The sequence below is a fragment of the Pseudomonas tehranensis genome (genome assembly GCF_014268615.1).
Lineage (GTDB): Bacteria > Pseudomonadota > Gammaproteobacteria > Pseudomonadales > Pseudomonadaceae > Aquipseudomonas > Aquipseudomonas tehranensis.
The window spans coordinates 1-5619 of sequence record NZ_JABWQV010000288.1 but is presented as its reverse complement, the minus strand read 5'-3'; the positions used below and the strand labels follow the sequence as shown (position 1 = coordinate 5619).

Sequence of the window (5619 nt, the reverse complement as noted above, 5' to 3'; positions counted from 1 at the left end):
TATCCCCGCTGGGCCGCGAAGCGGCCCTAACCCAGCCAGTGCGTTGTACTGGGCACACCGAGGTGCCAGGTATTGGGGGTTGCTACGCAACCCAGCGGGGATAAATCCCCTCGCCACAAGAGCATTCCCACCGAAGCCCCGGGTTTTTTGTGGTGGCCCCTGCCGTGCGCATCGCGGCAGGGGCCGCCACTGTTCTCCTCCCATGGAAGCGTCTACCCGCTACCCAAGTAGCATTCGTGGGCCGGGCGCGACTTCGTACACTCAAGACTCCTGTCACGCACCCGTCGGAGGCGAAGATGCTAAAGGCCCAGAGCGAAGGTGTGATAAGCGCCATGTCCCAGGCAACGGACGTCCAGCAGGTTGCCCAGGAATTGGCGCGGCAGTTGCTGCACCCGCATTTGGGTTTCGTGCTGTTTTTCTGCTCCGCTGAATACGACTTACCGGCGCTTGGCCAGGCGCTCTCACAGAGTTTCGGTGGGATTCGCTTGGTGGGCTGCACCAGCGCTGGAGAAATCACCAGCCAAGGCTATGGCCGCAACTGCGTCACAGCGGTGGGTTTCGATCATCGGCATTTTTCCATTGCCGCCGAGCTGATCGGTGAAATGGAGCACTTCAGCCTGATCGATGCCCAGCAAATGGTCGAACGCCTGGCCGGCGGTTGCCGCAGCAATGCGCTGGCACCGATCAAGGGCCACAGCTTTGCCCTGACCTTGCTCGATGGTTTGTCCAGTCGCGAGGAGATGGTGCTGGCGGCGCTGAGCGCGGCACTGGGGGACATTCCGCATTTCGGTGGTTCGGCCGGCGACGACAACTACCTGACTCACACCCACGTGTACTACGAAGGTCAGTTTCACAGCGGCGCGGCCGTGGTGGTGCTGGTCAACACCTGGCTGGATTTCGAGGTGTTCACCACCCATCACATCCTGCCCCGGGAGGAGAAATTGGTGGTGACCGGGGCCGACAGCACCTCTCGGCGGGTTTACGAGCTCAACGCCGAGCCCGCCGCCGAGGAATATGCCCGACACATCGGCGTGCCGGTGAGCGCCCTGGACTATCGGGTGTTCGCCGCCCATCCGCTGGCGGTGCGCATCAACGACCAGTATTACGTGCGGGCCATCCAGCAGGTGCACCCGGACCTGAGCCTGAGTTTTTACTGCGCGGTGGAGAACGGCATCGTACTCACGGCCATGACCCCGGGCCCTTTGCTGCACAACCTGCAAGAACTGTTCAGCGGCTTGCAGGCGCGTCTGGGTGACTTGTTGCTGACCATCGGCTGTGACTGCTTCCTCAGGCGCCTGGAGCTGGAAGATCGGGGCGGCCTGGAGCAGATCGGCCAGTTCCTGCGCGACCATCGCGTGATGGGCTTCAACACCTACGGAGAACAGTTCAATGGCATGCATATCAACCAGACCTTCACCGGAGTTGCCATTGCCCGCCATCGCGTCCCCGGCCATCGCTGAGCTGCAAGCGCAGATCGAGAGCCTGCAGCACGAAAACCGCAAACTGCGGCGGATCAACGACGCGCTGATCGAACGGGTGGAGTCCGGCGTGACCCGGGGCAACGACCCGTATGCGGCGTTCCAGCATTCAGTGGTGCTGGCCGAGCAGGTTCGCGAGCGCACCGACGCCCTGAACCAGGCCATGGCCGAACTCAAGGCCGGCAATCACCTGCTGGGCGAAGCGCGGCTGCGCGCCGAAACCGCCCATCGGCACCTGATCGATGCCATTGAGAGCATTTCCGACGCGTTTGTGCTGTTCGACGAACAACAACGCATCGTCCTGTTCAACAGCCGCTTCAAGGCGTTTTGGGCCCACAGTCGTGTGCGCATTATCGCCGGGATGCGCATTTCCGAGGTCAAGCGACTGATGACCGCCAACGGGTTATTCAGCGAAGAACCTCGCGGCCAGGCCGATGAGCATGTGCTGTACCGCTTGCAGAACGGGCGCTGGCTGCAGGTCAGCGAGCGGCCCACCCAGGAAGGTGGACGGGTGATCCTGTTCACCGACATCACCGACGTCAAACTCAGCGAAACCGTGCGTCGCGAACAGGCTATCGCGCAGAAATCCCACCTGTTGCAGCGGGCGGTGGACAACCTGTCCCAGGGCGTGGCCATGGTCAATGCCCAGGGGGTGCTGGAGCTGTGGAACCGGCGCTTCCTGGAGCTCAGCGGCTTGGCGCCAGTGGCGGCCCATCGGCCGTTCAGCGAGGTGATCGCCGACAGCGAACTGCAATTGTTGACCCCGGCCAGTCGCGACAGCAACGGCCGGCTCATTCATGAAAGCGAGCAGCGTCTGTCGGATGGCCGGGTCCTGGAGATTCGCACTCATCCGCTACCCACCGGCGGCTACGTCAACACCTTCACCGACATCACCGAGCGCTACCAGCACGCCGAGGCCCTGAGCGAAAGCGAGCGCTGGATCCGCCTGATCACCGACCACGTGCCGGCGCTGATTGCCTATCTCAATGCCGACCTGGTCTACGAATTCACCAACAAGGTTTACGAGCAATGGTATTGCTGGCCCCGGGGCGTGATGCTCGGTCAGAGCCTGCGCGAGGCCCACAGCGAACAGCATTACCAGCGCCTGGAGGCCTACGTGGCCCGCGCCTTGGCCGGGGAGAGTGTGACGTTCGAGTTTGCCGAAACCAATATCAACAACCAGGAGCGTTATATGCTGCGCTCCTACGTGCCCAACCGGCTGGCCAACGGTGAAGTGGTGGGGATCTTCGTACTGATCCGCGACATCACCGAACGGCGTCGCACCGCCGAGGCGCTGCACCAGGCCTACCAGAACCTGGAACAGCGCGTTCAGGAGCGCACCGCCGAACTGACCACCCTCAATGATCAGCTATTACGCGAAATTGACGAGCGCAGCCGGGTGGAGTTGCGCTTGCGCGAGGCCAAGCGCGAGGCCGAGCAGGCCAACCTGTCGAAAACCAAATTCCTCGCGGCGGTCAGCCATGACCTGCTGCAACCGCTCAACGCCGCGCGGCTGTTCACCAGCGCCTTGCTCGAGCGCCGAGAGCCGGTGGCGAACGCACAACTGGTGCGCAACGTCAGCCACTCGTTGCAGGACGTGGAAAACCTCTTGGGCACGCTGGTGGACATTTCCAAGCTCGATGCCGGGGTGATCAAGGCCGATATCGCGCCGTTCGCCCTCAGCGAGTTGCTCGACAACCTGGCCGCCGAATACGTCCAGGTGGCGCGCAGTGAGGGGCTGGAACTGCACTTTGTGCCGTGTTCGGCCCTGGTGCGCAGCGACATGCAATTGCTGGCGCGGATCCTGCGCAATCTGCTGAGCAATGCCATTCGCTATACCCCCAGCGGGCGGGTGGTGTTGGGCTGTCGCCGGCACCGTCAGCGCTTGTCCATCCAGGTCTGGGACAGCGGCATCGGCATTGCCGAAAACCGTCTGGAGGAGATCTTCCAGGAGTTCAAGCGCGGCGATGTGCAGCGCCCGGATCAGGATCGAGGGTTGGGTCTGGGGCTGGCGATTGTCGAGAAAATCGCTGGGATCCTTGGGCACCGGATCCAGGTGCGTTCATGGCCAGGCAAGGGCTCGGTGTTCTCCATCGACGTGCCCCTGAGCGCCACCGCGCCCAAGCCGTTACCGATCCTTACGATGAGTGAGCCGATGCTCGAGCGCTTGCGCGGGGCCCGGATCTGGGTGCTGGATAACGACGCGGCCATCTGCGCCGGCATGCGTACGCTGCTGGAAGGGTGGGGGTGTAGTGTGGTGACTGCACTGTCGGAGCAGGACCTGGCGCGCCAGGTGGACAACTACCATGCCGAGGCCGACCTGCTGATTGCCGACTATCACCTGGACAACGAGCAGAACGGTGTCGACGCGGTGGCCCGGATCAACGCCCGCCGGGCCTCGGCGATCCCGGCCATGATGATCACCGCCAACTACAGCAACGAACTCAAGCAGCAGATCCGCGAACGCGGCCACACCCTGATGCACAAGCCGGTGCGGCCGATGAAGCTGAAGATTGCGATGAGTCACCTGTTGGGCCAGCCCCCGAACCATTGATTCGGACACCGTTTGTGGCGAGGGGATTTATCCCCGCTGGGGCGCGAAGCGACCCTAAAACCTGACAACTCGGGCCGCCTGACAGATCCTGGGGGCTGCTTCGCAGCCCAGCGGGGATAAATCCCCTCGCCACAGGAAAGTGTTAACCATGTCCCCCGGTCCAAACAGTGGGGGGACCGGTTCAACGCCGCAGATAAGCCCCGAAATCAATGTCCCCGGCACTGAGAATCGCCTGCACTCGATTGTGCACATTGAGCTTGCGCAGGATGGCCGAGACGTGAGCCTTGACCGTGGTTTCGGCGATCTCCAGCGTGTAGGCGATCTGTTTGTTCGACTCACCCTTGGTCATGCGTTCCAGCACCAGCAGTTGCTTGCGGGTCAGGGCCTGGAGCAGCTCGGGCGCAAAGGCCGGGGTTTCGTTCAGGCGCCGGCCCATCGGGCTTTTTTGCGTGCGGATGATGTCCGGCGGCAGGTACACGTTGCCGTTGAGGATCTGCTCGATGGCGTCGGTCATTTGCGAGCGCGGCGAGGACTTGGTGATGAACCCCACCGCGCCATAGGTGATGGCTTGCAGCACCACCTGTTTGTCCTGCTCGGCGGAGACAATCACCACCGGGATGGTCGGCGCCTCGTTGCGCAGGTTGATCAGGCCATTGAGGCCGTGCATGCCGGGCATGTTCAGGTCCAGCAGGATCAGGTCGAGGTCGTCGTGCTCGCGGGTCAGCACCAGGGCGCTGTCCAGGTCGGCGGTTTCCATCACCTCGCTGCCAGGAAAACCGTCGCTGATGACGTTGTGGATGGCTTCGCGAAACAGTGGGTGATCGTCGGCTATCAGGATTTTATACATGGCCATTCACCTCGTTATTGTCGTATGGGTGGGGCAGTCGCACGCACTCGTCTGGATCAGGGAAAGGGTTCGGGCCGGGCCGCTTGCACAGGCAGGTTGGCCGCCTCCCAGGCATCGAGGCCGTCGCGGTACCAATACAAGTGTTTATAGCCGATCGCGGCGGCGCGTTTTACCGCGTTCCAGCTCAACCAGCAATCAGAGCGGCAATAAAAGACCAGCGGTCGATCCGCACGCCCGGCGGTGGCGTTGCGCAGGCTGCGGGTGAAGTAATCCTGCCAGACCGGGTCAAGTTCACCGTCGCCGGTATTGGCCAGCCACAGGCTGCCGGGAAGATTGGCGTGGGCTTCATTGTCGATGAAACGCCCTTGGACCCAGGGCCGGCGGTAGACATCGATGAGGATTGGCGGCGGTGTTTGCAGCATCAGTTGTTGCAAGGCCTGGGTATCGAGCGTCTCTGCGCCGTCCACAAGGGTGGGCGTCGGGCTGCGGTACTGGGCAATGCGATAGCCCTGCGCGGAGAACAGCGCAGTATCCGCCTGAGCCACATTCAGCGACAGGCCCAGCAAGACGATCACCAGCAAACGGGGCATAGGCATTTATCCTTTTTGTTATGCGCCCATTACATGCCAGGGTCGAGGTCTTGTGAATGCGACCATAGACAGGAAAACCGGTACTAAAGTAGTAAATTTGAGGCTATGGACCCTGCACCGACCCCTGTGGGAGCGAGCCTGCTCGCGATG

At 62.4% G+C, this 5619-nt stretch carries 4 protein-coding genes; 2 read left to right on the top strand and 2 right to left on the bottom strand.

The window, feature by feature from the left end:
• Positions 1-296: 296 nt before the first annotated feature.
• Positions 297-1460, top strand: a complete 1164-nt coding sequence (nosP, locus tag HU811_RS24195; RefSeq protein ID WP_186658494.1) for a nitric oxide-sensing protein NosP — start codon at positions 297-299, stop codon at positions 1458-1460.
• On the top strand, positions 1390-4032 hold the full coding sequence (nahK, locus tag HU811_RS24190) for a hybrid sensor histidine kinase/response regulator NahK/ErcS' (protein ID WP_092398681.1): 2643 nt from the start codon (positions 1390-1392) through the stop codon (positions 4030-4032). The genes nosP and nahK overlap by 71 nt, the downstream gene beginning before the upstream one ends.
• A gap of 181 nt (positions 4033-4213) precedes the next feature.
• Here the strand turns inward: nahK and HU811_RS24185 are convergent, their stop codons facing one another.
• Together HU811_RS24185 and HU811_RS24180 are read right to left on the bottom strand one after the other, a co-directional pair.
• Entirely contained in the window at positions 4214-4879 is a 666-nt protein-coding gene (locus tag HU811_RS24185; RefSeq protein WP_092399330.1) for a response regulator transcription factor, read from the bottom strand.
• A 56-nt stretch (positions 4880-4935) separates the two neighbouring features.
• Positions 4936-5469, bottom strand: a complete 534-nt coding sequence (locus HU811_RS24180; RefSeq protein ID WP_186658491.1) for a PQQ-dependent catabolism-associated CXXCW motif protein — start codon at positions 5467-5469, stop codon at positions 4936-4938.
• Between the last annotated feature and the right edge of the window lie 150 nt (positions 5470-5619).